Here is a 22005-nt window from a genome sequence, read left to right on the forward strand (position 1 = left end):
ATCTTTAATCTACTAGCGAGACTGATAGGGTTTTTCATTTAAACCTTTGGTGTTATAACTGATGATACTCAAATGGGGTTGTTGAATGAGCAGTTAGGAGATAAAGGAGTATGGAGAAGTCATTACTTGAGCTATTACAGAGGGCTGCGTTGGAGTTTCAAGGAAGAGAGCTGCTTATTTTAGATATTGGTATTTTTCCATGGCATAGCTCTATTGAACTCTCATTGCTTTTTTCTGATGACCAATGTGCACGCGATGATATCGCCGCATGGCCGCATTATGACTATTCGAAGTTTAGCGAAGGTGGCTGGTGTTCAGCCCAGCCGGTTGCAAAGCAGTTAGCCTGTGAGTGGGAAAAAACGTCAGATATCGTAGGTATTTTAAAGCGTGAAGCTCAGGTTGTTAATTTACCCTGCATCCAAGAGGTACTATCAAGTTTTAAACTTGCAGCGGAGTTTAGAGTACAGGTTCTCAACAGTGACGATAGTCATAGCCCTAACTATCTATATCTAGGAACAGAATGAAGCAAGTATTGAGTGATTATGTAATAGTAAAAGATTTAGATGGTACAAAAAATATAATAACTATTAATTCAAATGTCCTTGTAGAAACTAACGCTTAAAAAGATTTATCGTACTAGTAGCTAGGTTTTCCAACAATGTAATACAGAAGTATTTAGTGAAACAATCTATATTTTACAAATAGGTAGTATCCATATACTTAAGGGGATCATTTTTTGAGGATGAAATATGTTTAACCCTTTAAAATTCTTAAGGTGGTACAAGCGTTATGAAGTAAAGATTCTCATAACTATTCTTTTGGTTGGTTTAGTTTATACCATTGCTGATTCTTTTCTTTTTAAAGGAAAGGGGAAGAATGAATATTTTGTAGAGTATTTTGAAAAAGAGAATTTAAATTTTATTCATTCAAGCCGATCAGGTAACGGCTTTTTTCTTGTTTTTAAACATTTAAATGAAAGAGAAGAGGTTAATAGTAGAGAGTTAAAAGCAAAGTTTGGGCAATTTATTATTCATAGGGTTTGTCATTCCCCTTTGCTGCTAAAGCATATGGAGCAAGGCGGTTATGTGAGTGTTGATGTTTCCGCGGAGACTACAAGCTATAAAGTTCCACGATTTAATCTAAATATTAGGTTAGATAGATGTAATGACAAAATCACAGAGGAGTTGTAGTTGGTTAGTCTGAATGCTGTTATCTTTGAGAGCATCAACAGTGAAAGACTACAATGTGCTCAATCATTATAGTTATAGCAATATAATTAAATCAAAGTGGCTATAAAGAGGCTTATTTAGTTTGCTATTTAAACTTGCCCTGAACGTATCTCTTTTTGCAATGCGCCCCAACCGATAACGCCGACTATTTTCTCTTTTTGTTCTTGGTAGATGTAGACCTCGCCACGCCGCTCTTTTGAGAGGATGGCGTAAACCTCATTTAGGGTGGCGGTATCGGGTAAGCCTTCGATAGGGTGGCGGGTGAGTGCGCTCTCCTCATCGGCAAGTTGCATCTCAAGTTGTAGCATCTCCATCTGTCCTTGGGCGTTGCGTACCAGCACTGAACGGCCTTCGGCTCGTTTAAGCACTTCAAGCAGGAGTTCATCGTTATCGGTGACAATCACCATACGTTTGTCCATTAGGGCTCGTACACCTATTTTCTGTAGTGCTTGTTCAACCGCAGAGACGCGATAGTCTAATCCCATAATGTCTAACTGTTTGAGAAAGAGAGATTGAGTGTTGAAGGCCTGATGAGCGACCAGAAAGGCCGGAATACTGACGAACATGGCTGGCAGTATAATCGAGGGGTCATTGGTCATCTCGAGTAGGGCGACCAGCGCTGCCAATGGCGCACTGAGACACACCCCCATAATAGCTGTCATACCTATGATGGTGTAAAGGCCGATATAGGGGGCAATAGAGGGAAATAGCAGAGCACTGAATAGGGCTAAGATGGCACCAATCAGAGCGCCTATTCCAAACAGCGGGCCGATGATCCCACCAGGAATACCGAGCCCAATAGCAGCGATAGTGGCGATGATTTTGCCAATTAAAAGTGCGCTTAAAAAGAGAATACTTGGGTGATCACTGATCGCTTGGTCGATAGCAAGATCACCACTGCCAAGCGCTTCAGGCAGGAAGATACCTACGATCGTTGTGACGATACCCGCGAGCAGAACCCGATATATCAATGGCCAGTTCTGGCCTGTTTGAGTGACCTTTAAAAGTGATGAGTTAAATAGCGCTGCGATACAACCCAAGATTAGCCCACAGATTGCCAATATTGGGTATTGGGTGAAGGGGATATGGGTTATGCCTATCTGATCATATTCATGTATGTTGCCGAACACCAACTGGTTTGTCACAGTGCCACAGATAGCGGCAATGATAATGGGGAAAAAGTAGTGAACTTTATATTCGCGCAGGACAACTTCAAATACAAAAATCACAGCCGCTAGTGGGGTATTAAAGGTGGCAGCGATACCTGCGGCGATGCCACTGGCGCACATAATGCGTACGCTGTTGTCCGGCAGTTTAAATTTTTCGGCCAATACACTGGCTGTGACTGCGCCCAGATGGATGACGGGCCCCTCTCGACCGACTGAGAAGTTGGTGGCTAAAGCGAATAGCGCCTGAAAAAATTGACTGGGTGCAGATTGCAGAGGGAGTTTGCCGTAGTGGAGCTTTACCCTGTGTAAAACATAAGCTATTCCCATGCGTTTGTAGCGTTTAGAGCTTATTCGTGCGACAAACCAGATTAAAACTGAGCCGATTAGGGGTAATAAGACTCGCCAGTCGTCAACTATCTCAGTAAAATCCAGCTCACTGGTTTCGGTAAAGGTGTTGATCCACAGCAGCAATAGGCGAAATAGGATGATCACAGCCGATGCCATCAGGGCGAACAATAAGGCGAGTATAGAGAGCTGCAGGCTTATCTTAGCCTGAGATAGCGTATCTTTAAGATCAGACTTTAGGTATATCTGCCATTTGGCTCGGGTTTTCTTCAGTCTATAGAGCACAAGCGCCTTCCAGTACATCCTTTGTCGCAATCATGATTGAATGAGACAAGAGTTAATATAAGATATTAAAACTATTAAGAGAAGAGGTTGTTAGTTAATGTCAAATTATCATCGTTGGGTCGATCGTATGCAAATGATTGAGCGCAAGATCAGACCATCGAGTGTGTACCTCTTATTTCTCGTCTTGGTCGCGTTTGCCCTTGGTGGCTTGAGCATGAGTCTCTGGTTCGATAATAATCAACCTAAAGCCCAGAGTAACACAGATGAGATTCAAAAATGGACTCGAGAGCTTAATGCTCAGGCTCAGGTGCTTGCGTCTAGGAATTTAGAGTTAGTGCTGGAGCGGGAAACTAGCGATAAGATGCAGCAGATGTTTGCCGAGCAGCACCATAAACAGCGTGAGTTGGAGCGAGAGCTAAACTTCTATCGTAGCATTATGGCGCCAGAGAGCAGTGCCGACGGTGTGACGATTGAGGCCATTGAGTTAACTCCAAGTATATTGCCAAGGCAGTACCGCATTCAGCTTATTCTTACTCAGCTGCAGAAACGTAAGCAGTCGTTAAAGGGCAAGTCATCGATCATCTTGGTTGGCCAGCAGGCGGGTAAAGTTGTTGAGTTAGATGTCGCTGAACTGCTGGGCGATAAAAAAGTGTTTGATTTTAAGTTTCGCTATTTTCAGATCTTAGAGGCTGAAGTCACCTTGCCTGAAGGGTTTGAACTCTCTCGGGTAAAAGCCAAGGTTAGCGTCCCTTCGAGCCGTTGGACTAAGGGCTCAGAGGCAGAAGTTGAATACAGTGCGCAGCAACTTCTGCCGCAATTGGCGACAGCCGACAAGAGTGCTGACGATGCAGACATTAAAGAAGCGTTGAAAAATACACTAGAATCTAAAGAGCCGGAGGAGGATAATACACCAAAGCCTGAGGGGGCAATCCAGACCTCCGCTGCTGCTGAGGCATTATCTGCGAGTGAGAAAACAGATAATGGTGAGTCTGTCAGCGAATGAGTCACAGAAATAGAATGAGATAAGTATAATACTTGAACAAAATGGTCAGGTATCGGATAATCCCGCCCAGTTAATCGATGTAAGAGGTACTAATGTCTGAAGAGATAGCTGAACAAGCGACAGAACAAGATGAGTTGCCAATCCAGTTTACGGATGCAGCAGCATCAAAGGTGAAAACCCTGCTCGAAGAAGAGGAAAATGATGCGCTGAAACTGCGAGTATATGTTACCGGTGGTGGCTGTTCTGGTTTTCAGTATGGTTTCACTTTTGACGAGAAAGTAAATGAAGGTGACTTTACTGTTGAAAAGCAGGGCGTACAGCTTGTTGTCGATCCTATGAGCCTACAGTATTTAGTGGGTGGCGAGGTTGATTATACTTCAGGCCTAGAAGGTTCTCGTTTCTTCGTGAAAAATCCTAACGCAACGACGACCTGTGGTTGTGGTGCGAGCTTCTCTGTGTAATACCTATTGGTATAATAGAGATTAAAAAGCCAGGTTAAAGCTGGCTTTTTTTATGCTCAGAGATCAGGGATGAGCACTGTGGGCTTTGTGTCTGCATCTCTATCTGCTTTGGTATTTTATGCTCGTGACTCGTAATCCGCACCTTCTCTTTGTTTCGAACGCTGGCGCTAGCTCATAATATTCATGTTTATCTTACTGTTAAAATAAGCTTTTACCTTAGGGGTAAAGGCTATCCATACTTGAAGCATGGAGAGTAAGATTAAGATGGCGAAGATGACGTAATCTGGCACTTTCGCTTCAAGCTCGCCTAGTCTGAATATCGAAGGGTTGCCGACAACGAGGTTATCGGGATCGTAGAGGATAACAGGTAACATACTGACCAGACCCAGCTGTATCACCGTATAGCCCTGTAACATATACATGGCGGTTCTCTGGCGACCAAGAATGGCAACGACCATCATCAAGGTTAAGACGCAAAACAGAACCCCCTGTTTTGCGACTATGCCGCTAATGGAAGCAATAGCGAAGAAGAAGCACAGGGCTAAAAGCCTTTTAGGTAGTTTAGCCTTGCTTTTGGCAAGCTCAGCTGCGCTTGCCTTAGGCAACTCTTGATTGCCTGTATCGCTGACTGTCTCTGTTACTGCCTCTTCAACCGGTTTTGAGGTGTGACGCTCCACGTGGTGCTCCTGCGTTTATTTAGTGCTTCTGCTGCTTTTTAGGTGCTAAACGCTGTTCAACATCATAAGGTTCGATAACCACACCAAGATCATCTTGAACTGGGTAAACAGCAACAAAGAGATCATCATCTTGCATACCTGGAACCCAACGCTCTAACCATTCGTCCAGCGGGATTGAGAGTGCAGTACAATCCTTCCAGTCATCAACAGCCCATGAGTTTGCAGCTTCTTCACTTGGCCACATAGGGATGCAATCTTCATCATCTGTGGTTAGCATGACGCAACCATCATTGTCCTGTAGCGTCCAAAGTGTTTTATGCTCCTTTGCCTGCTCGACAAAGTAGTCATAACGGGCTTCGGGTGTCATTTGACTTGCATCTTTTGCGCTTTTACTCATGGTGATATCTCATCTATTTGCTGGGCACCTGGCCAATTGCTGCAGATAATAACATCTCACCGGAAGGAAGCTAAAAGATTTCGCGTTTGGACCTGTTTTTTTACAAAGAGAAATAAAAAACGACGCCTTGCGCGTCGTTTAATGGTATTACTTTTTAGTGGCTAGTTCTCTTTAGTGTTGAAGAACTTGTAGATGAAGCCTGCAATAATGGCGCCTGCGATAGGAGCAACCCAAAATAGCCAGAGTTGAGAGATAGCCAAATCACCGACAAAGAGCGCTGGACCTGTACTACGAGCCGGGTTCACAGATGTGTTAGTAACCGGGATACTGATAAGGTGGATTAAGGTGAGTCCCAGACCGATAGCGATAGGAGCAAAGCCTTGTGGAGCGCGAGCATCGGTAGCACCTAAAATGATTAGCAGGAAGAATAGCGTCATGACTATCTCAGTAACTAAGGCTGAGGTCATGGTGTAACCGCCTGGTGAATGTGCACCGTAACCATTTGACGCAAATCCGTCGGCTAGGCTGAAATCAGCATTACCTGATGCGATTAGATATAGGATCCCAGCGCCAGCAATACCACCTGCTACCTGAGCGATAATATAGGGGATAAGTTCATTGGCGGGAAAGCGCCCGCCAGCCCATAGGCCAAAAGAGACGGCTGGGTTAAGGTGACAACCAGAGATATGGCCAACAGCGTAGGCCATAGTGAGTACCGTTAGGCCGAAGGCAAATGCCACGCCTAACAGACCTATTCCAACTTCGGGGAAAGCGGCGGCGATAACGGCACTGCCACACCCACCTAAAACAAGCCAAAGGGTACCAATAAATTCAGCAGCCATTTTTTGAGTCATATTCATATAAGGATTCCTTTTGTTTTGTCGCTCTCCCCATATCATATGTGTTATCGGGGAATAACGTGCAAAAAGTAGACCCTATTACTGTACGCATTACTACACAAATGGAAAGCAAAATTTATATTTTATGCTTTTTGTTGTGTTGTTTTTAGTGATAATAACTGCCGTTTTGTTCTACTTCTTATTAACGCGCTGTGGGGTCATTATCTCGATTAATTTAGCTGCGATTTCGGTATTATCCATATGTCCGCTGAAATATTGCTGACCTTTTCCATAGGCAAAAATGGGCACATCAATAGCGGTATGGCCACCGGTTGTCCAACCTGTGTAAGTGGCTTTATCGATAAAGTGTTTTAACTCTTTCTCTATAACTTTAAGGGCTTTAGCTTGTTTGATACCATCTTTGAGGATTATTCGCAGTGAGTTCATTGCTCTAGCATCGATCTCGAACTGAATATGGTGAGCTAAAAATGTGGAGAAGGACTCGCTCTTTTCAAGGACACTTGTATCATCCATTAACTGGCGTGCGATAACATTGGGTAGAGTCGTGACTTGCTGAAGCAGTTTCCCTTTCCACTGATATTTGCCGCTGCGTCCTAGCGTTAACCCGCCTGTTGAGTGATCTGCTGTTGCAATAAGTAAAGTATCAGGGTTGGCGTCAATAAAGGCCTTTACCAGTTCGAGCGTATTGGCAAAGTCGTGCATCTCACCCATGGCGCAGACGATATCATTTTTATGCCCACACCAATCTATTTGGCTGGCTTCAATCATGAGCACAAAAGATGATTTTTTAGCGCTAAGCAGATCAAGGGATTTGCGAGTCATGGTTGTTAATCGTAAAGGATCATCACTACCGAGTGCATAAGATAGCCCTTTAGGGGCAAAAAGGCCTAAAGCCGGAAGTGACTCTATCGTGTCTAACTCATCAAGTTTATCGATATATTGATAACCAAGCTGGGTAAACTCTTGAGTTAAGTCTCTATCTTCTCTGACAAAATATTTTGTGCCACCTCCTAGCATCAAATCGGCTATCGGCTGACCATTGATTAAGTTATCCAGATAGCTGTCGGCTATCTCATCGTAGTTTCGTCGGCTTTCGTTATGGGCTAAAAAGCTGGCTGGGGTAGCATGGTTTATCTGTGAGGTGACAACCACTGCGGTTGTTTTACCTTGAGCTTTAGCTATCTCAAAAAAGGTTGTGATTGGTGTGTGTTGATGATCGACAGAGATAGCCCCGTTATAGGTCTTATGGCTGGTGGCCAAAGCTGTGGCTGAGGCGGCGGAGTCGGTCACATAGGTGTCATCATCTGGGTAGGTGCTGGAGCTGCCCACTAGGAGGCGATCAAAGATGGTTTTCTCGACCGTTTTAGTTTCTGGGTTATCTGCGTAGTAACGGTATGCCGATGTATACGCTGGACCCATACCATCGCCAATGAGGTAGATGATGTTTTTCGGTAGCTGAACAGTGGCCATTTCAAGACTGGATTGGGGACTTTGTGCTAACACTTGCATTGAAAGAATAGAGCAACAAATAGCTGATAAAGTAAGGCGTTTGTTGAGATGAAACATAAATTACTTCCCGAAAAATAGACTCTCTAGAGTGTGAGAAAACACAGTGTTAAAAGCGTTTTTTCGCCGCCTAAAGCGTTAAATCAACTTTCAGCGGCGAATAGACTCAGTGGAGTGACACTTGAGGTGTTAAGGCTTTATTATTTGAGCGCTCACTTCCGCCAGTTAGTTTTGGTTGCTGTAGGTGCTGCTTAAGCCAGCTTTCCTGCTCCCAAAGCATATGGAGAATGGACTCTTTTGCTTTATAACTGTGGCTTTCATAGGGGAAGGTGGTCAATCTTGCTTGTCCACCAAGTCCACGGATAGCTTTAAATAAACGAGCGGATTGCATCGGGTAGGTGCCAGAATTTGAATCCATCTCTCCGTGCATAAGTAGTAGGGGTTCATCAATTTTATCGGCATGGGTAAAGGGAGATATCTGCTGATATAGGCTAGGTGCTTCCCAGTAGTTTCGTTTTTCATGTTGAAAACCGAAGGGAGTTAAACTGCGATTATAGGCGCCACTTCTGGCGATGCCTGCGGCAAATAGATCCGAGTGAGCTAATAGGTTTGCGACCATAAATGCGCCGTAGGAGTGACCACCAATAGCTACTCTATCTCTGTCGGCAACGCCCATGGTGACGAGTGTGTCGATAGCGGCTTGGGCATTGTTCACCAGTTGAGTTCTGAAACTGTCATTGGGCTTATCTTTTCCTTCACCTATGATGGGCATGGCTACACGATCGAACACAGCAAATCCGTTAGCAACAAATGGAACTGGCCCCTTGGGACTTATCTGTGTGTACTGATTTTCTGAGTAATTAACCTGGCTCGCCACTTCGGCATTCTTATACTCGCGGGGGTAGGCCCACATTAAGACAGGTAATGGACCATCCTCTTTGTTGTAGTTTGACGGTAGATAAAGCACTCCAGAGAGTGGTACGCCATCCTCACGCTTGTACTTTACAAGCTGTCTGCTCATCCCTTTAAACGCATTGAGTGACTGAGGGTTACGGTATAAAACTTTCTCTTTTCCGGACTCGACGTTGAGCAGAACCAGATGTGAAGGCGTGTCATTGGATTGTCGGTTTAGCACTAAGGTGAGGGGCTGAAGATCTACCACATACCTTACTGTTTCAAGCTGCTTATCTGATGAACGCCATAGGGTATTAGAGAGATAGCCAGCGGGTTGCTCATCTGTGTTTTTTAGGGTGAGGGACTTTAAGAATGGCTGATAACCTTGGGGAGATGCGCCGAGTCCATAGTGAAGTAAGGTATTATTTTCCGTATGAAATACACGACCTAAAGGTTTACCCTTGTTATAGGCTTGAGTGCGATAAAGTTTTCCGGGGTCTTTATAGGTATCGCGTATGGCTTTTTGATACCAAAGGACTAGCTGAGGCTCACTGCTCGCTTCTGTATTGAGAAAGCTCACTCTCATCTGTTTCTTGTCTGAATGACGTTCAGTGATCAGCGCTCTGTTTTGCTCTCCCCATTTTACCTGGCTGATCCTCCACGGAGTGTTAACTAAAGGTTTAGGGGCGAGGTTGAAAGGGGCATCGAGCTGCAGTAGTTGATCTCTGTGAGAAGCTTTGACTCTGCTGTCTCCTTTGTCCAAAGCTTTGGCAAAGGCTAAGGTGCTGGGTTTGTCACTGCGCCAATGTATCATGCGTGGACCTTTCCTAACCGAATCGCTTCCTGGCGGTCGGTATTCACTGCTCTCTAATAAGGCCAAAGTTGACAGCTTTTTACCTGATGTATGAAAAATCTCTACCGATTGGGCGAAATCATAATACTTAACCATATGGGAAAATGGTGGTGCAATACGTTTTACCAGCAAGTAGTTGTCATCGGGTGATAGGTGATAACTGATATTTATCCCTGGCTGGCCTATGTTGGTGGTGTTGCCATCAAGGGAAATGAGGGTTAGTTGGCTAGTCGTTAATGCGCTGAACCTTGCCTCATCACTGGGGTTTTTAAGCAGATCTTGATAGGTCCTTCTGGGGGCTTTTTTACCTAAAGTCTCGCTGATGTTAGGGGTGATACTTGTGGACTTAGCTTTAATGTTCGGCGCTTTACTCGCAAGGTTAGTGATCACTCCCTTACTGCTATTTAGCCAGCGGTAGTTAAGCCCAAGTGTTGCGTTAAGTCGTTTTGGGTTTATGACTCTGGTGAGCTTGGTTTCTATCTCATAGAGGTAGAGATCGGCACCTGTATCTGAAAGCCCGATAAAGCTTAGATAGCGACTGTCGGGTGAAAATTGAACATTGGTTAACTCAACTCCTTGTGGGATCTCAATGTGAATAGGTGCTTGGCTTAACTCACTGTTATCTGACCCCGTTTTACTTAGGTTTACCTGCTTTAAATTAACGAGCTCTATGTTGAGGTAGCTGAACTTTACTCGACTAGGAATAAGCTGTTTGGGGGATAATCTGAGTCCAGCAAGTTTGAGCTCTTTCCGTGCTAAATGCTCAATCGATGGGTGGGTTCTAGGAGTAAGAATTGCCAGCCATTGCCCATTGTCGGATAAACGCGTACTGACTTTTTTTGTCTGCTTAACCACATCTTGCAGAGGTTTTGAGGGAAGTTGGTATTCACTACTGAATAGCGGAGGAGTGAAGATAAGCAGTGTTGAACATGCGATTAGAGCATACCTTGCAAAGGTGGGATGGAACATTCTTATCTCCTGAAGATGAGAAAGTAGTAAGTCGAAGTTAGCTACTATTGAGACGCCTGCTTTGTTTTGCTTCTTAGTGAGTAGCGTCTGTATTTAGTTAAAATTTGAGCCGATTATAAGCTGGTTATACTTGTAGTGAATTTGGTTGAGTACAGCAATCTGTCTTGGGTCGTTTATTTGTTGTTTATACATCTATTTAACATCTATATCATTATTTATCAATTGCTTATCTATTGACCTAAAGGTTAGTGCTTGCTTGTATATGTGTTGAATAGATGTAAAATCTAATGCTAGGACTTGAGAAAAATAAAAATGAATTCAAGACAAGTTGGGGAGCTCAATGATAGAGATAAAAAAAGAGGCGGTGTTCAGGCTTGGGGAGTGTGAAGTTAATCCAAATGACAACAGTCTTAATTTCTCAGCTTGTGGAGATGGCGAAGATAATTCAAGTAAAATCTCTGTCCAGCCTAAATTTATCGAGTTGCTTAGCTATCTGGCTCGCCAGTATCCCAGAGTCGTTCCCCGTGAGGAGCTGATAGATAAGATTTGGGAAGGAAATGCTTATGTAGGAACAAAAGCACTGACCAATGCTATCTGGCACCTTAGAAAGCATCTTAATCCTCTTCTCGAAGGAGAGCAGGCAATTGAGACTGTACGTAAAATGGGTTACCGCCTTCTGATTGAACCTGTGTTTGATGAAGCCGATCTTGTGGACGAGCCTGATCTTTATCAGCAGGAGCAGGCGAAAGTTGAATACCTTACATTGTTTAATCGCAGGTTAGTCACTGTCAGTTTGATAACCTTCATTGTTTTTTGCTTATTCAGTGTATTTCACTTTTATCAAGACAGTATTCGCTATTCGCCAACAGAGCGGCAACAGCTGACATCGGCCGCAGGAGCTGAGCTTTACCCTGCTGTGTCGCCAGATGGTCGCTGGTTAGTTTACGGTAGTCGCAGTAAAAATAAGCGAACCAGCTTGTACCTTAAAGATCTGCTTAAGCCGACGGAAACCCCTAAACGGTTAACCTCAACGAAAACATCAGAGTATAGAGCTGTGTGGCATCCAGATGCTGGTGCACTCTATTATCCCTCTGAGCAGAAAGGTAAATGTTCTCTTACAGTACTTAACTTAGACAGTAACGAAGCCACTAAATTGGGTGCCTGTTATAGCGATACTGCGGCTATCGATATCTCCCCAGATGGCAGCAGTTTGGCCTATATATGGAATGAGGGAAATGGACATCACTCTGGGATATATCAACTTAACTTGAAAGATAAAGACGCTGAGCCTGTCCGGCTCTCCTGTGCTGAAAATTGCGGTTCGAGGGATCGTGATATGACGTTTAGTCCTGATGGTCGCTGGCTGGCTATCGCAAGGCGCTTTGGTAATATCTCTGAAGATATCTTTATTCGTGACATAGAGACAGGTAAAGAGACGCGTTTAACCTTCGGCTTAGAGGATATAAGGGGGCTTAGTTGGCATCAAGATAACGAGCGAGTTATCTTCAGTACCGAAAACTCTGGGGTAAGAAATGGCTATATTGTGGGGATCGATGATAAGGAGATCCACTCTCTAGAGGTTGAAGGGATGAGTTATCCTCGCTCAATTCCCAATAGTAATGAGCTTGTTTACTCTAATTACATGCGGGATTATCAGATAGCCTCATTTGCACTGGAGCAGTCTATTCCGACAGCGACTTTTCCGTTACTGCAGGTGGAATACAGTTACCGTAACCCTGATTATTCAGCTGCCGCTAAACGAATTGTCTATGTGTCGAATGAGACTGGTTTTAATGAGATCTGGTCGAGTGAATTAGATGGCGGGGCAAGGCGACAACATACGGATCTTAAGCGCCGCGTCGCCTACCCAAGTTGGTCCCATGACGGCACTAAAGTGGCTTTTTTGGCCCCAGATGATAAGAATGAGGGCAATAAAATCCATGTGCTCGATATCAACACATCTAATATCAGTATATTAGCCACGCCATATCTTGATCATAATCGCCCAAGCTGGGGCTGGAAAGATGAGATGGTATTGGCAAAAACCGATGATGGGATCACAGAGTTTTACTTAGATAATCGTCTACCTAAAGTCATAAGTTCTATCAATATGCGACTTGGTAAGATGATCGATGCAGATAAGTTAGTATTTACTCAATATAGCCGTAAGGGACTATGGATGCTGTCACTGTCAGAGCCTGAAGCTGTTAGTCAGATCATTGAAAGTAAATATTTTGATGAAGGGTATAACTGGGTCGCGACAGATAAGGGCGTTTATTTTAGAGAAAGCGGTAGCCGCTATCAGTTGATCAACTTTTGGCGTTTCAATACTGAACTCGTGACGCCTATTTTGAAGCTGCCACCTAGCAGTATTCCGCGCTCAGGGGCCATGGCCTATATTCCAAATAACAATAGTTTGCTGATCACTCTCTCTGAAAACTATAAAAGGGATGTGATCAAGTTAAAGCATAAGCTATTGCACTAAGCCTTAAGCTTTAGTCTACGGGGAAGAGCGCCCCGTAGCTAAAAATAGGATAAAAGGTAAGGGATTAAGCGGCTGGAAAGAGTGAGCCGAGAACTGCTTCTCGTGAGGCGCCAGTTACCGCGGGCAGGTTACCCGAGAGTCCTTGATTATGCCTCATGGCAAGCCAAGCAAAAGCGATCCCTTCAACCCATTGTGGGTTCATACCTAAACTGGCGGTAGAGTCTATCTGGTAACTTGGAAGTAAGTTATGTAGTCGAGACATCAACTCGCGATTAAATGCTCCCCCACCACAGACAAACAGCTCTCCATCGGCAGAGAGGGTTAATACATCCTTGGCGATACTATGGCAGGTGACATCGAGCAGCGTTGATTGAATATCGGCTTCACTTAGGTGACCAAAGGCCGCAGTTTGTTGTTCAAGCCAAGCCTGATTAAATAACTCTCTGCCGGTACTCTTTGGAAAACCCATAGAGAAGTATGAGTGAGAGAGCAGGTACATCAGCAGCTTCTCATCGGTTTCACCACTGGCTGCCCAAGCGCCATCTTTGTCATAGGCTTCATGTTTTACCTGCTGTATCCAAGCATCAATGAGCGTGTTTCCAGGTCCCGTATCGAAACCTACCACAGCTTGAGAGTTACCAGGTAGGTAAGTCACATTGGAGATCCCACCAATATTAAGGATAATGCGGTTGGTATCAGGTTTAGAGAACATCTGCTGGTGAAAAGCAGGAACTAGGGGAGCTCCCTGTCCCCCTAGGGCGATATCTTTACGTCTAAAATCAGCAATCACGTCAATGCCTGTCTCAACAGCGATAGTATTAGGATCGCCAATCTGCAGTGTGAATCCCATGTCCAGATTGGGCATATGCCTCACAGTCTGCCCGTGGCTGCCAATAGCAACCACTTGCTCTTTGGAGACGCCTGCTTTTTCCAGCAGCGCATTGACGGCGGAGGCGAAGAGTAGCCCAACACTGCGATCTAGCTGACCTAAACGAGTTATCTCATCACTTCCAGGCAAACAGAGACGCTGCAGGCCACTTAAGGTATGTTTTGGGATAGCTTGGCTATGCCGCTCAACAAGTGTGGCTTCTCCTTGGCTGAACTGCACTAATACTGCATCGACGCCATCCATGCTGGTGCCGGACATTAAGCCGATAAAATAATCTTTACTCATTAAATATTAATCACTCTTGTCTGGATGGTGCTGTTATGGCTTTGAGATAACTCAAAACTAGGCGCAGTCTATTGCGATGCAAGTTGTACCTGTTTGTTCTGTTGAAGTTTAGCCATTATCTGTTTACTGAGAGCCAGGAATGCCGGCTTTTCTTTATTTGCGATGGGTAGAGACTTTGGCAGTTTTACGGTTCGCGGGTTTCTATGGGTGCCATTAACGATAAACTCGTAGTGTAGGTGAGCACCTGTTACTCGCCCTGTTGCCCCTAAAGTACCAATTATCTGTCCCTGCTTAACACTTTGTCCCTGTTTAACCTTACGTTTTTTAAGGTGCAGATACTTAGTGGTATAGGTGTCGTTATGCTTAATAAATACGTAGTTACCATTGTATTTGTTGTAAGCAGACTTTATCACTCTGCCTTTACCCGCAGCTTTGATTGGTGTGCCGACAGCGGCAACATAATCGACCCCTCTATGGGCTCTGACTTGACCTGTGACAGGGTGAAGACGTTTGGGATTAAAACTAGAGCTGACATATTTAAAATCAACTGGGGAGCGAAGGAAGGCTTTACGCATGCTGCGTCCCTCCTCTGAGTAGTAGTTACCGTCTGTGTAACGTACCGCCGTATAACGATCGCCTTGATTCACAAACTCTGCGGCAAGAATGTTGCCATTGCGCAGGAACTTGCCATCGGCAAACTCCTCTTCAAAGATAATGGAGAAGTTGTCATCTTTTCTGAGATCTAAGGCAAAATCGATATCCCAGCCGAAGATAGTTGCAAGCTGCATGATCTGGTTGGGGGTTAAACCTGCGCCGACACCTGCATTCCAAAAATTACTGCTGATAGTGGCACTAGCAAATTTAGTGCGGCTCTCAATCTGTTTATTAACGACCTTCTCTTCGTATCCTTTGTCGTCTTTGTTGATAACTAACGTAGACACTGGATCTAAGTGGAATTTAAGTTGAGTAAATTCACCCTCGCTGCTCTTGGATATCATTATCTCCTGCCCCGGCATAATCTTAAGCAGATGCTTTTTGGCTTTGGGAAGCAGGGTTATCTCATAAACATCTCGTGCGCTAAGGTCGGCACGTTTAAACAGAGCGGCTAAAGTGTCACCACTTTTTACTTTGAAAGTTTCTGTATGATCTTGTTCAACTTTTTCCGCCCTCAGAGCAGCAATTGAAACTTCAGGTTTAACTAGATTAGCTTCATCATTCATTTTGGGAATGACGCTGGCAGAACTAGGCGGCGTCGGGGTACGAAAAGCTAACGGGACTTTTAATTTGTCTTGATTATTGAATTCAGAGGTTGTTGTAGTCGACTCATCAAGATGGTTAAGTTCAATAGTGCCAGAGAGTTGGCTGTTAGCATTTTTAGATGCTTGGGCATCATCTGCTGGTAAAACTAAAATAATTAAGGTTACGGAAACTAAAACAGTCAGCAATATTTGATGCATTTTTGGAAGCAATTTTAATAATGTTATAACCTTTCCCATCGAACCTTTCCCATTGAGCTAAGTAGCAATTTTTTATTTATCTCTATCCCTTAAGTGTACACGCTTTCAATTGTGCTGGCTAACAAGTAACATGACCCTCTTTATTTGATTAATAGGCTCTTTGGAGTAGCTGGCGAGATGGCTGATTTAGACCAAGCATTAGCAGAAATTAAACGTGGTACCGATGAGATTTTGCTCGAAGCGGATCTGCTGGAAAAGTTGAAAGAGGGACGTCCTTTACGTATTAAGCTTGGAGCCGATCCTACCGCTCCCGATATTCACCTTGGTCATACGGTTATCTTAAACAAGATGCGTACTTTCCAAGAGTTAGGCCACGAAGTTATCTTTCTTATTGGTGACTTCACTGGCATGGTTGGCGACCCAAGTGGTAAAAACAGCACTCGTCCTCCGCTAACGCGTGAGCAGGTGCTTGCTAATGCTGAGACCTATAAGCAACAGGTTTATAAGATCCTTGATCCAGCTAAAACTCGTATCGAGTTTAACTCAAGCTGGTTAGAGCCATTAGGTGCGGCAGGCATGATACGTCTTGCCTCTAAGCAAACCGTAGCACGTATGATGGAGCGTGATGACTTTAAGAAGCGTTACGCTTCTGGTCAGTCAATTGCTATCCATGAGTTTATGTACCCACTACTACAAGGTTACGATTCCGTTGCGCTAGAAGCTGATGTCGAGCTTGGTGGAACAGATCAAAAGTTCAACCTGTTGATGGGGCGTGAGCTACAGAAATCTAAAGGTCAAAAACCTCAAACCGTGATCATGATGCCTCTATTAGAGGGATTGGATGGCGTGAAGAAGATGTCGAAGTCTGCTCACAACTATATTGGTGTGAGTGAGCCTGCCGGTGAGATGTTTGGCAAGATCATGTCTATCTCTGATGACCTAATGTGGCGCTACCTTGAGCTTCTCTCGTTCCGTCCATTAAGTGAAATTGAGCAGTTTAAGCGTGATGTTGAGCAGGGCACTAACCCTCGTGATATCAAGATAGCGCTTGCGAAAGAGATTATTGCTCGTTTCCATGATGAAGCGGCTGCTGAAGGTGCTCATCAAGAGTTCATTAACCGTTTTCAGAAGGGAGCAATTCCTGATGATATCGAAGAGCTTGAGATAGCTGTTGGCGAGGGGATTGCGATTGCTAACTTGCTTAAAGAAGCTGGCCTTGTGAATTCAACCTCAGATGGTATGCGTATGATTAAGCAGGGCGCGGCTAAAATAGATGGCGCTAAGATTGACGATACTCGTCTGCAGTTAACTGCGGGAACGAGCGGAGTATTCCAGGTTGGTAAGCGTAAGTTTGCTAAGATCACTCTAGTATAATCAAGCTGTTTGATTCTATTTGATGCTAAAAAAGCCAGCAGTTGCTGGCTTTTTTGTGTTTATTTTTTAGCTCTATTGGATCGCTAACTGATCTGCCATGGTCTGATAATCCATCAGATCTTCATGCTCTTTCACTCTGTGAGTATTCATGTCCAGCTTTACTGTGGTGACGCCAGGAATAGCCAAGTCGATAATCTTACCTGGTTTGCCAAACTGCTCTCCGGGCCCCTTGTAGTGATAGTTACCTATCATGACCACTAAAGAGCCTGAGTTAAACATATGCTCGATATTGAAACCGTACTCCAATACTCCCTGATGGGCACGTTTGAGGAAGCTTAAAATATGACGCTTTCCTGTGTATTTTTTCCCTGCTGTCCTGTCATTAAAGACACTCTCACGGTTATAGAAGGAGATTAAGGTTTTGTAATCGTGATCGGTTAGCGCCGTGATATACCTAACAGCCAACTGCTGCTCAAGGGGCATTTCGCCATTGTTGGCTGTGGAGGGTAAGCTGATAAATACCAATATGAGACAAAGATATCGCAACATGATCACTTCTTATTCTGTTTGTTTGTTTTCAGATCGAACGCCGGCAGAGACAAATGCCATTTAATTGCCGCGAGTCGTATTCCTAAGGCGACGACCATGGCAAATATTAGGGCTTGTTTATCCTGCGCACCTAAATGCAGACTCAGACTATAGCTTATTCCACCTAAAATAGAAGCGGTAGCGTAGATCTCAGTTCTTAGGATCATGGGAACCTGACGGCACAACAAGTCTCGAATCATGCCCCCTCCCACGCCAGTTATCAAGCCCATCACTACGGCTATCATGCCGCCCAATTCAAGACTCAATGCTTTCTCTGCGCCAATGACCGTGAACAGGGCTAAACCTAAGGCATCTGCAACGGGCAAAGTGTGTTGTGGGACTCGTTTAGGTTTACGAACGATAAGCATAGTGAGTAATACGGTGAGCAGGATAACGATGATGTAGTTTGGATCTCGGATCCAAAACACCGGTGTAGTACCTAAGAGGGCATCACGAATACTGCCTCCCCCTACAGCTGTGACAGAGGCAAGCACGATGACACCAAAAGGGTCCATACGGTGCCTTCCTGCTGCAAGGGCTCCAGAGAGCGCAAAAACTGCAGTACCACAGAGATCAAAGAAGTAGAACCAAGAGGTCATTGATCCATCTCTTCCAGATGGTAGTTTAGCGCGACGACTGAGATACGGATCTCGATAACAGAAAGCAGTAGCGAGTAGAGCAGAAGCAACAAGCTACAGCCAAAGATAAAGGAACCGACTTTGTTAAAGCCAATATAGATAAAGATCATACACAGAACACACAGGGCGAAGCTCATTACGCCTGACTCCTGCATACGCCGAATAATACTGATCCTCTGGCGCAGGTTTTTTAGCTGTTTACTCTCAATAGGTTTGCCTGAGCTACTGAGGTTTCTGATCAAAGCCGCTAGTGAAAAAAAGCGGTTGGTGTAAGCCAGTAATAAAAGGGAGATAGCCGGAAATAGCAGAGCCGGAGTGGTTAAGGATACATGAATGTTTTCTAGCAATTGCTTAGCCTGCGAAATAAGTGGTTACCTGAACCTTGAATGATACCAAGGGGGACAATAATGTCCATAGAGGTAGCTTGGGTATATCAGCTAACTTGTAGATATCGTAGCCCCGCCCAGATCATGGGGATCACTATGACAAAGCCTACCCAGATAGCGTGGCTTACTCTGGCAAGTTTTATCGCCTCGCGTATTGACCCTTTTTCTGGGAGAGGACCGTGACTTAATTTAGCGGTATTAACCCTTACACCATTGAATTTCATGGGGCCGCCGAGTTCAATATTCAGTACGCTGGCTGCAATTGAGCAAGTTTGTAGCTCATGGTAGATACGGCCATTGAGACTCACAGGCTTAAAGAGTCTAGCTAGGCTTTTAGGTCCACCCTGTATGGCTAAACTCAGGTTCCATAGCCAGGTTGGTAGAGCAAACACTAAGGTGTTCAGCACGTACACTGGGCGTGAAAAGTAGCGAAATTTTGGGTTGATAGGTAACCAGCACAGCTCTAGCTGTTTAAGCATACGAGCAGCAAGGACTAATGGAGCGCCACCTAAGATAAAGAAAAGGACACTGGCGACGGTGCCATAGACTGGTGTTGTTACTAGTTTCTCTATGGTTGCTTTGCTTAAGCCGACATCACTGAGCTCCTGTGTATCTCGTGTTAGCCAAGGGGTTAACATTTTGCGAGCTCGGGTTTTATCTTTATGGTTTAGGGCGCGGTTAACCTCCTCTGCGACGATATTAAAATTTTCATCGTTGAGGCAGATATAGAGTACGAGAAACTCAAAAAACCAAGGGAAAGCGGCCAGTTGCAAAAGAAAGGTGATAATGGCCCAAAATGGCACTACCAGTAATATGGCCGATAATGCGCCCGCGATAACCTGCTGAGAGTGACTTCTATTACTGTGATTGACCTTATTTGCCATCTCTTTGGCAAGATAGTTAAAGGCAACGAGAGGCTGAACAGCGCGGGGAAGTGGAGCAATTTTTGACAGAAGAAGGCTAATAAATAAGATCAAGGTTCCTTGATACAGAGGTGCATCGTTGAGCAACTGCTGCGTAAACTCCGGAACCATGATATTAGCCTTATTTTTATCTGTTTTGGTAACTTAAGTATTATAGATGCTTAAGAAGTGACATCACCATCAATGCAGAGTGATGACCCGCTTTGACTATGTATGAATCAAAATCTACTGGAGAGTCATTGTTTGCATTATCAGAGAGCGAGCGGATCACCACAAACGGAACTGCAAATTGGTGACAAACTTGGGCGATTGCAGCGCCCTCCATCTCACAAGCGGCCATCGTTGGGAAGTGTTCCAACATTGTCTTAGTGCGAACAGGATCGCAGATAAAACTGTCGCCGGTGCAGATAAGCCCCTCAATGGCTTTTACTTCACCTAAACTGGCAACGGCTTTGTTGGCGGCCGCTTTTAATTTTTCATCGGGCATAAAAGCAGCTGGCTGTTGAGCCATCTGACCTATCTCATAGCCAAAAGCGGTTACGTCCACATCGTGGTGGCGAACCTCTGATGAGATAACAATGTCACCAATTGCCAGTGTATCCACAAAACCGCCTGCAGAACCTGTGTTAATCACAGCGTCTGGGGTGTATTTTTCAATCAGTAGCGTAGTGGCGATACTGGCCGCAACTTTACCTATGCCAGAGCGGGTGACTATCACCTCTTTTCCGTCTAATGTGCCTGCAACAAATTCAATACCGGCAATGGTTTGCGATTCTGCATTGTCCATTGAAGCGATTAGATGAGCGACTTCTGGCTCCATTGCACCTATGATACCTACTTTCATTGTTTTAGCCTTAAATTGTCATACTGGATCGAATGGGCGCTAATATAACATGCCGTATCTGGATTTAGTGAAAAATCCCCTCGTTGGTCGTAAAAGGGGCTTTGTACATTTATGGGGAAAGCCTAGCGTAACAGTAGGATAAAAGGAAAGTTGTGGCTGATGTGAATTGTCTGTATCGAGAGTTGGATCGTAGATTGAACAAGTAGTCTTTGAGGATACTCCACTATTTGATAATTAACCGCCCTAACCAGCGTTGAGCCACCTCAACCTCATCAAGCTCAGCTTCTGTGATGGGGGCTAAAGTTAAGTCATCGGGGGCAGAGGCAAGTAGGTTGAGATCAACCGCTTGCGCCGTTCCCTCAATGGTGCCCTTGTTAAGACTCAGTTGATAATAGATGCCGTTATAAAAGTTGGCACCAAACTCAGATTTTTTCTTATACATAAATAACAGATCATGGGAGAGCCATGATAAGTCATTCTGGTTTATCGTTCGCGGGTTTGAATAGGGGTAGGCAAGATGGCACCAAAGTTCAGGGCCCTCTAAACATTTCATCTCCTTCATGGAGAGGAAGTAGTCTTTGAAAAGGCTATGATCCAGATGGAGTTGATAGTGGGTCTTGCCAGCTAAGTTCGAAAACTTAATGTCACCTATCATCAACTCCTTACCCTTTATATCAATAAGGTAGACATGTTTGTCGCCAGATAATGGGCTATCAGCAAAAGATGAGTAACTTAAACAGATAAGAGTGATCACTAAACCTAGTCTTTTAAACATCTCGGCTTTCCTACATAGGAGGTTGGTATAACATCTAATAAAGATAGGTCTTTGTCTATTCTCCTTTGGTAGGAGTTATGAATGATGATAATGGGATACCGTAGAAGTAAGCTTCAATAGGGGCTAATCAACTCCATCTGCTTGAGATGGAGGGGACTATTTAGCTAAATAACTATCAATAGAGGGCTGGATGTACTCTTACCTGATCAAAGTCATCACAGTTATTATGGTCATGATCCCATAGAGTAACTTCTCTGTTGAATGAGAAGGCCATTCTAAGTGCTGCAATGATTGACTTTCCTCCGTCATCATTGGCGTTGTATTTGTAGTTCAGTGGGATCTCTACACCGTTTGCAAGGTGAACATTTACGGCGTTGGCCCAATCTGGACCGCCTTTAATGTTTGTGACATACCCGAAGTCGATAGCTGTGATAAATTGCTTTTCTGCGCAGATGACCCCAGGGTTGCGATCAGTCGCTAAAGTAGGGAATGTAGTTGTGGCTAAGAGAGTGAATCCTAAGAGTAGGGAACTGTTTCTGTTGATATTCAAAATGATACCTCACAATTGTTATTATGTCTGTGCGTTGATTGCACAGCTTTACGGTATATTGTTTTGTTTGAGTTGTAAAACTCAGGGTTTATCACTGCCTATGTTGGTGTGGGCAGTAAAAAGCACACCTTCCGGTGTGCTTTTTTTGAACCTATTTCTATTA

The 22005-nt window shown here is 44.4% G+C and carries 21 protein-coding genes; 6 read left to right on the top strand and 15 right to left on the bottom strand.

Features of this window, described 5'->3' with window-relative positions:
- Positions 1 to 110: 110 nt before the first annotated feature.
- Positions 111 to 524 carry a hypothetical protein gene (locus SWOO_RS06100; protein WP_012323838.1) on the top strand — a complete coding sequence of 138 codons (414 nt, stop codon included), beginning with the start codon at positions 111 to 113 and terminating at the stop codon, positions 522 to 524.
- Between the two features lie 225 nt (positions 525 to 749).
- Entirely contained in the window at positions 750 to 1190 is a 441-nt protein-coding gene (locus SWOO_RS06105; RefSeq protein WP_012323839.1) for a hypothetical protein, read from the top strand.
- Positions 1191 to 1318: 128 nt separating this feature from the next.
- On the opposite strand, the gene SWOO_RS06110 is transcribed toward SWOO_RS06105, so the two are convergent.
- Positions 1319 to 3046 (bottom strand): chloride channel protein, encoded by a 1728-nt coding sequence (locus SWOO_RS06110; RefSeq protein WP_012323840.1) that lies wholly within the window; start codon positions 3044 to 3046, stop codon positions 1319 to 1321.
- A 79-nt stretch (positions 3047 to 3125) separates the two neighbouring features.
- On the opposite strand from SWOO_RS06110, the gene SWOO_RS06115 reads away from it, so the two are divergent.
- Both SWOO_RS06115 and erpA read left to right on the top strand, forming a co-directional pair.
- Positions 3126 to 4031 (top strand): DUF6776 family protein, encoded by a 906-nt coding sequence (locus tag SWOO_RS06115; RefSeq protein WP_012323841.1) that lies wholly within the window; start codon positions 3126 to 3128, stop codon positions 4029 to 4031.
- 92 nt (positions 4032 to 4123) lie between these two features.
- Positions 4124 to 4492 (top strand): iron-sulfur cluster insertion protein ErpA, encoded by a 369-nt coding sequence (erpA, locus tag SWOO_RS06120; protein WP_012323842.1) that lies wholly within the window; start codon positions 4124 to 4126, stop codon positions 4490 to 4492.
- 167 nt (positions 4493 to 4659) lie between these two features.
- Here the strand turns inward: erpA and SWOO_RS06125 are convergent, their stop codons facing one another.
- The 5 genes from SWOO_RS06125 to SWOO_RS06145 form a co-directional block, all read right to left on the bottom strand.
- Positions 4660 to 5097, bottom strand: a complete 438-nt coding sequence (locus tag SWOO_RS06125; protein WP_041418001.1) for a hypothetical protein — start codon at positions 5095 to 5097, stop codon at positions 4660 to 4662.
- A 91-nt stretch (positions 5098 to 5188) separates the two neighbouring features.
- Positions 5189 to 5566 (bottom strand): DUF2750 domain-containing protein, encoded by a 378-nt coding sequence (locus SWOO_RS06130; RefSeq protein ID WP_012323844.1) that lies wholly within the window; start codon positions 5564 to 5566, stop codon positions 5189 to 5191.
- Between the two features lie 161 nt (positions 5567 to 5727).
- Positions 5728 to 6426: an aquaporin Z gene (gene aqpZ, locus SWOO_RS06135; RefSeq protein WP_012323845.1), complete on the bottom strand. Its 699-nt coding sequence runs from the start codon at positions 6424 to 6426 to the stop codon at positions 5728 to 5730.
- 171 nt (positions 6427 to 6597) lie between these two features.
- Positions 6598 to 7992, bottom strand: coding sequence for an alkaline phosphatase (locus SWOO_RS06140; protein ID WP_012323846.1), 1395 nt, complete (start codon positions 7990 to 7992; stop codon positions 6598 to 6600).
- A 106-nt stretch (positions 7993 to 8098) separates the two neighbouring features.
- Positions 8099 to 10648 (bottom strand): alpha/beta hydrolase family protein, encoded by a 2550-nt coding sequence (locus SWOO_RS06145; protein WP_012323847.1) that lies wholly within the window; start codon positions 10646 to 10648, stop codon positions 8099 to 8101.
- Positions 10649 to 10988: 340 nt separating this feature from the next.
- Between SWOO_RS06145 and SWOO_RS06150 the strand changes: the two genes are divergently transcribed.
- A complete protein-coding gene (locus SWOO_RS06150; protein WP_012323848.1) occupies positions 10989 to 13133 on the top strand; it encodes a winged helix-turn-helix domain-containing protein in 2145 nt (714 codons plus the stop codon).
- A 64-nt stretch (positions 13134 to 13197) separates the two neighbouring features.
- On the opposite strand, the gene SWOO_RS06155 is transcribed toward SWOO_RS06150, so the two are convergent.
- Both SWOO_RS06155 and SWOO_RS06160 read right to left on the bottom strand, forming a co-directional pair.
- Positions 13198 to 14307, bottom strand: coding sequence for an anhydro-N-acetylmuramic acid kinase (locus SWOO_RS06155; RefSeq protein ID WP_012323849.1), 1110 nt, complete (start codon positions 14305 to 14307; stop codon positions 13198 to 13200).
- Between the two features lie 68 nt (positions 14308 to 14375).
- Positions 14376 to 15803, bottom strand: coding sequence for a peptidoglycan DD-metalloendopeptidase family protein (locus SWOO_RS06160; protein ID WP_012323850.1), 1428 nt, complete (start codon positions 15801 to 15803; stop codon positions 14376 to 14378).
- Positions 15804 to 15941: 138 nt separating this feature from the next.
- Here SWOO_RS06160 and tyrS point away from each other — a divergent pair, with 138 nt between their 5' ends.
- Positions 15942 to 17138, top strand: a complete 1197-nt coding sequence (gene tyrS / locus SWOO_RS06165) for a tyrosine--tRNA ligase (protein WP_012323851.1) — start codon at positions 15942 to 15944, stop codon at positions 17136 to 17138.
- Positions 17139 to 17210: 72 nt separating this feature from the next.
- Here tyrS and SWOO_RS06170 read toward each other — a convergent pair whose 3' ends face one another.
- The 7 genes from SWOO_RS06170 to SWOO_RS06200 all read right to left on the bottom strand — a co-directional run bounded on the left by SWOO_RS06170 (position 17211) and on the right by SWOO_RS06200 (position 21842).
- Positions 17211 to 17684, bottom strand: a complete 474-nt coding sequence (locus tag SWOO_RS06170; RefSeq protein WP_181950448.1) for a nuclear transport factor 2 family protein — start codon at positions 17682 to 17684, stop codon at positions 17211 to 17213.
- A 5-nt stretch (positions 17685 to 17689) separates the two neighbouring features.
- The gene (locus tag SWOO_RS06175; protein ID WP_012323853.1) at positions 17690 to 18325 is read right to left on the bottom strand and encodes a trimeric intracellular cation channel family protein; all 636 of its coding nucleotides are present in this window, start codon (positions 18323 to 18325) and stop codon (positions 17690 to 17692) included.
- Positions 18322 to 18699, bottom strand: a complete 378-nt coding sequence (locus SWOO_RS06180; protein ID WP_041418003.1) for a DUF2721 domain-containing protein — start codon at positions 18697 to 18699, stop codon at positions 18322 to 18324. Before SWOO_RS06180 ends, SWOO_RS06175 begins: the two co-directional genes overlap by 4 nt.
- A 98-nt stretch (positions 18700 to 18797) precedes the next feature.
- A complete protein-coding gene (locus SWOO_RS06185) occupies positions 18798 to 19784 on the bottom strand; it encodes a cobalamin biosynthesis protein CobD/CbiB (RefSeq protein WP_012323855.1) in 987 nt (328 codons plus the stop codon).
- A 40-nt stretch (positions 19785 to 19824) separates the two neighbouring features.
- Positions 19825 to 20517 (bottom strand): 5'-methylthioadenosine/S-adenosylhomocysteine nucleosidase, encoded by a 693-nt coding sequence (mtnN, locus tag SWOO_RS06190; protein WP_012323856.1) that lies wholly within the window; start codon positions 20515 to 20517, stop codon positions 19825 to 19827.
- Between the two features lie 223 nt (positions 20518 to 20740).
- The gene (locus SWOO_RS06195) at positions 20741 to 21292 is read right to left on the bottom strand and encodes a hypothetical protein (protein ID WP_012323857.1); all 552 of its coding nucleotides are present in this window, start codon (positions 21290 to 21292) and stop codon (positions 20741 to 20743) included.
- Between the two features lie 175 nt (positions 21293 to 21467).
- Positions 21468 to 21842 carry a hypothetical protein gene (locus SWOO_RS06200; RefSeq protein ID WP_012323858.1) on the bottom strand — a complete coding sequence of 125 codons (375 nt, stop codon included), beginning with the start codon at positions 21840 to 21842 and terminating at the stop codon, positions 21468 to 21470.
- Positions 21843 to 22005 lie beyond the last annotated feature (163 nt).

Source organism: Shewanella woodyi ATCC 51908 (assembly GCF_000019525.1).
Lineage (GTDB): Bacteria > Pseudomonadota > Gammaproteobacteria > Enterobacterales > Shewanellaceae > Shewanella > Shewanella woodyi.

Bases quoted from the DNA above. Each gene is read 5' to 3' on its own strand.
- SWOO_RS06175 (WP_012323853.1), bottom strand. From the start codon at position 18,325: ATGACCTCTTGGTTCTACTTCTTTGATCTCTGTGGTACTGCAGTTTTT.
- SWOO_RS06195 (WP_012323857.1), bottom strand. From the start codon at position 21,292: ATGTTTAAAAGACTAGGTTTAGTGATCACTCTTATCTGTTTAAGTTAC.
- SWOO_RS06115 (WP_012323841.1), top strand. From the start codon at position 3,126: ATGTCAAATTATCATCGTTGGGTCGATCGTATGCAAATGATTGAGCGC.
- SWOO_RS06145 (WP_012323847.1), bottom strand. From the start codon at position 10,648: ATGTTCCATCCCACCTTTGCAAGGTATGCTCTAATCGCATGTTCAACA.
- SWOO_RS06160 (WP_012323850.1), bottom strand. From the start codon at position 15,803: ATGGGAAAGGTTATAACATTATTAAAATTGCTTCCAAAAATGCATCAA.
- SWOO_RS06185 (WP_012323855.1), bottom strand. From the start codon at position 19,784: ATGGTTCCGGAGTTTACGCAGCAGTTGCTCAACGATGCACCTCTGTAT.
- erpA (WP_012323842.1), top strand. From the start codon at position 4,124: ATGTCTGAAGAGATAGCTGAACAAGCGACAGAACAAGATGAGTTGCCA.
- SWOO_RS06140 (WP_012323846.1), bottom strand. From the start codon at position 7,992: ATGTTTCATCTCAACAAACGCCTTACTTTATCAGCTATTTGTTGCTCT.
- SWOO_RS06150 (WP_012323848.1), top strand. From the start codon at position 10,989: ATGATAGAGATAAAAAAAGAGGCGGTGTTCAGGCTTGGGGAGTGTGAA.
- mtnN (WP_012323856.1), bottom strand. From the start codon at position 20,517: ATGAAAGTAGGTATCATAGGTGCAATGGAGCCAGAAGTCGCTCATCTA.
- SWOO_RS06155 (WP_012323849.1), bottom strand. From the start codon at position 14,307: ATGAGTAAAGATTATTTTATCGGCTTAATGTCCGGCACCAGCATGGAT.
- aqpZ (WP_012323845.1), bottom strand. From the start codon at position 6,426: ATGAATATGACTCAAAAAATGGCTGCTGAATTTATTGGTACCCTTTGG.
- SWOO_RS06110 (WP_012323840.1), bottom strand. From the start codon at position 3,046: ATGTACTGGAAGGCGCTTGTGCTCTATAGACTGAAGAAAACCCGAGCC.
- tyrS (WP_012323851.1), top strand. From the start codon at position 15,942: ATGGCTGATTTAGACCAAGCATTAGCAGAAATTAAACGTGGTACCGAT.
- SWOO_RS06100 (WP_012323838.1), top strand. From the start codon at position 111: ATGGAGAAGTCATTACTTGAGCTATTACAGAGGGCTGCGTTGGAGTTT.
- SWOO_RS06130 (WP_012323844.1), bottom strand. From the start codon at position 5,566: ATGAGTAAAAGCGCAAAAGATGCAAGTCAAATGACACCCGAAGCCCGT.
- SWOO_RS06105 (WP_012323839.1), top strand. From the start codon at position 750: ATGTTTAACCCTTTAAAATTCTTAAGGTGGTACAAGCGTTATGAAGTA.